Source organism: Lacisediminihabitans sp. (assembly GCF_043726815.1).
Taxonomy (GTDB): domain Bacteria; phylum Actinomycetota; class Actinomycetes; order Actinomycetales; family Microbacteriaceae; genus Lacisediminihabitans.
Window position 1 is genome coordinate 1 of sequence record NZ_JAYSJZ010000073.1, and the last position, 3,628, is coordinate 3,628.

3 protein-coding genes are annotated in these 3,628 nt (G+C 66.2%); 2 read left to right on the forward strand and 1 reads right to left on the reverse strand.

Going from position 1 to position 3,628, the window contains the following annotated elements; all coding sequences use genetic code 11:
* Positions 1-1,395, reverse strand: a 1,395-nt coding sequence (locus tag ACHZD8_RS10945) for a UbiD family decarboxylase (protein WP_394770463.1), incomplete at its 3' end; no start/stop codon positions are given.
* 262 nt (positions 1,396-1,657) lie between these two features.
* Here ACHZD8_RS10945 and ACHZD8_RS10950 point away from each other — a divergent pair.
* Entirely contained in the window at positions 1,658-2,602 is a 945-nt protein-coding gene (locus tag ACHZD8_RS10950) for an LLM class flavin-dependent oxidoreductase (RefSeq protein WP_394770464.1), read from the forward strand.
* Positions 2,599-3,628 (forward strand): MmgE/PrpD family protein (locus tag ACHZD8_RS10955; protein ID WP_394770465.1); only part of this gene is annotated, 1,030 nt, incomplete at its 3' end. The genes ACHZD8_RS10950 and ACHZD8_RS10955, both read left to right, overlap by 4 nt.

Sequence of the window (3,628 nt, forward strand, 5' to 3'; positions counted from 1 at the left end):
CAGGCGCGAGTTGGTGCCCTTGTGGTCGGGATGGATCGCCGGATCGAGCGCGCCGCTGAGTGCGCCGGTGAGAATCTTCATGTCCCGCTCGGGATCGGCGCGGGTGGTGACCGCCCAGATCACCTCGTGCAGGTCGGTGATGTCTATGTCGTCGTCCACGACGATCACGATCCGACCGAGGTAGTTGGCTTGGCGCACTTGCGCCGCGATGTTGCCGACTTGGCGCGAGTGGCCCTGATACAGCTGCTTGATCGCGATGATGTTGAACAGACGGCACCCGCCGACGCTGTGCGTCCATGCCGCGGTGACCCCCGGGATCCCGGCGCCCTGGATCTCACGCCTGAGCGCCGCGCTGCGGCCGTACTGCTGGAAGCGGTGCGCCTCGTACGGCGGCTTCTCGGGAGGGCAGCCCAGGATGATCGGGTTGTTGCGGTAGTACACCGCCTTAACCTCGAACACCGGCTCCGGGCGGGAAGTTGAGGCATAGTAGCCGGTCCACTCGCCGAACGGACCCTCATCTCGGGTCAGGTCGTGACGCAAGAAGCCCTCGATCGCGATCTCAGCGTCAGCCGGGATCGGCAGGCCAGTGAACTCGCCGGTGATAGTCTCAATCGCCTCGCCGAGCACTCCGCCGACCCACTCGAGCTCCGGGACGTTTCGCGGGATCTCAAGGCCGCTGGCCATGAACTGCAACGGGTGCAGCCCGGCTACAATCACGGCCGGCATGTCCTCGCCGGCGTTGAACCAGGTGTCGCGGTGCAGGCGGCCGTCCTTTCCAGGCGAGATGTATATTGCAGCGTTCTTCGCGTCGTACACCTGCGCGCGGTAGGTGCCCATATTGACGACGCCGTCGTCACGGCTGCGAGTGATGATGCCGCAGCCGGTGCCGATGAACGGACCACCGTCCTCCGGGTGCCACAGCGGCGTCGGGAACTTGAGAAGGTCGATGTCATCGCCCTTCATGATGTTTTCGGTGATCGGGCCGGACTTCACCAGCTTTGTCGGCAGCGGGACCACATCGTCGAGCGCCTTCTGCCATGTGTCAACCAAGTCGAAGGTGCTGATGTCGGTCGGCAGCCCGAGCGTCGTCGCGAGCCGACGCCGGTTGCCGAGCGAGTTGACCAGAACCCGCCAGCCCTTCTCGTAACCGGGGATCGCGTCGAACATCACTGCCGGGGACTCCTCGGTGTGGTGCAGCATCTCCGACACCAGTCCGATGCTCGCCTCGGCGTCGACGCCCTCGACAACGCGCAGCTCGCCGATGGCATCCATTTCGTCGAGCCACTTGCGTAACCCAGTCGCGGGTTTATCAGAGGCGCCCTCCGGCACGTGCGGGACAGCTTTGGCGTCCCCCTTGCCGTTGGCGATTAGCTCGGGCGGAAGGGTGTAGGTCATGGCGCGGATTCCTTCCGGGTCAGAAGCGGGGCCGCCACGGTGGCAGCCGTGGTATGCACCCATTCGGTTGCAAACTCGCAGGTCGTTTCGCGGGTTTGGCACGTACAGATATAGCATCATCAAATATTCGATGTGTCAATGTTTTATGGAATATCTATTTCTTTACCCACTCGTTCTTACCGTAGACTTCGATCACATCTGTGGCCCCGTGGTCAAAATTCTGCGGAAGTGGGTTGACCGAGGAACGATGCGAAGGAGCACCATGGCACGGTCGCTGGCAACGGTAGGCGCGATGACTTTCGGGATCATCCTCCCCAACAAGGGCGAGGGTGCCGGCCCCGAACTCGTCGACACTGCGTGTGCCGAGGCCTCTGCAGCCGGATGGCGGAGCGCCTGGGTGACCGACCACCTGATGGTGCCGCGCGGCCCCGAGGCCGATGAGTACGGCGTCATGCTCGAGGCCCTCACGACGCTCGCCTGGGCAGGTGGCCGCTACAAGGACTTGGTATTCGGCACCAGTGTGATCTCCCCAGCGATGCGCGATGCCCCGATGCTCGCGAAGGAACTGGCCACGATCGACGTCTTGCTCGGCGGCCGACTCATCGTCGGAGTCGGCGTCAGCGACACCGATGACTTCCCGGAGTACAGCAACATGGGCAAGGCCGATCGATTCAAGCGCCGCGGCGTCTACGTCGACGAGGCGATCAGGCTGTGGCGTCATCTCTGGTCGGGGTCGACCGAACCTTTCGAGGGGGAGTTCCATCAGTTGACCGACTTCTCCTTCGGCCCGCTCCCTGTTCAGGGCGCAGGCATTCCGATCTGGGCCGGGGGCCGCAGCGCCCGCGCCCTGCGACGCACCGCCGAACTCGCCGACGGGTACCACGCGGCCCAGACCGGCCCGAGCGACCTCGACGAGCGGCTCCCGCAGCTGCGGGAAGCCCTCGCGCTCACCCGCCGACCGTGGCCATTCGTCTCCACGCGCGCCCGCGTGCGGTTCGATAAAGAGCCCCGGGCCGCGTACTCCATGTGGGGCACCGACGAGATGATAGCGGATGAGGTGGCCCGCTTCGCCGCGGCCGGAAACGACGAGCTCATCCTCGTCTTCGAAAGCCACGATCCGTCGTCTCTCACAGCCGAGATCGCTCGGTTCCGAGACTCCGTCGTGCCGCTCGCCGCCGAGAAGGCCCGCGAAGCCGCATCAGCATGAGCGAAGTCGAGGCTGGTCTTGCCGAGTTCGCGCTGCAAACCCGCTGGTCCACGCTCCCTGAAGCCGTGCGGCGGCGTACCGTCGACCTCGTGCTCGACGCGATCGCCTGTTCATACACCGGCCGCACGGCGGCCGGGCGCGATAGCTTCGCTCACGCGACATCTGCTCTCACCGGCGCCGGCACGTTCACGGTCGTCGCCGACAGCCATGGGTCGAGCCTTCTCGGTGCGGGGATGCTGAACGCCTGGCAGGTCACAGCGACGACGATGTGCGACGTATATCGGCCGGCTATGTGCCACGTCACTCCCATCGTGCAGGCCGCGACACTTGCCGGCGTCGAGATCGCGCCGACGAGCATCGATGACTTCCTCGCGGCGTTCGCGATCGGGGTCGAGGTCACCCTTCGCTTGTGTGCAGCGATGGACGGGGCACAATACCGCGGCCCGCGCTGGCATGCCCCAGGGGTTATCGGACCGTTCGGATCGGCCGCCGCGTTCGGTCGGCTGCTCGGAACTGATGACGCCACGCTGCGGGCGGCGTGGGGCGCGGCCCTGCTGCACTCGGCCGGTACGTTCAGCGCGATCGGCACACCGGGTGTCAAGCTGACCCAAGCCCGCGGGGCCGCGGCTGGGCTGCAGGCGGTCATGTACGCCCGCGCCGGCCACGGCGGCTCCCCGAACGCGTTTGGCCACCCGGACGGCGGCCTCTTCGATGCCTACGCCGGGTTGGCCCCGGAGAGCGTTCTCGACGGTCTCGGCAAGACGTGGCTCTCGTTCGATCTCTCGCTCAGGCAGTGGCCGGCATCGAGTTCGCTGCAGTCGCTTATCGCCGCCGTGCTCGACCTGCGGGCGGCCCACGGCGCCGACGATAACGCGACCCTAGTCGTTGGGCTGCCACGGCAGTCGTACAAACTGTGCGGAGAGATGCCCTGGGATGGCCAGCTGAGCGCCCTGCAGTCTGCCGCCTGGGTGGCCGCGGCGGTGTGGGCCGACGGACGGTGCTGGCTCGACCAATTCGAGCCGGACG

What these genes read in the sequence shown, in the direction of transcription:
- ACHZD8_RS10950 (WP_394770464.1), top strand. Translation starts at nt 1,658, where the DNA reads ATGGCACGGTCGCTGGCAACGGTAGGCGCGATGACTTTCGGGATCATC.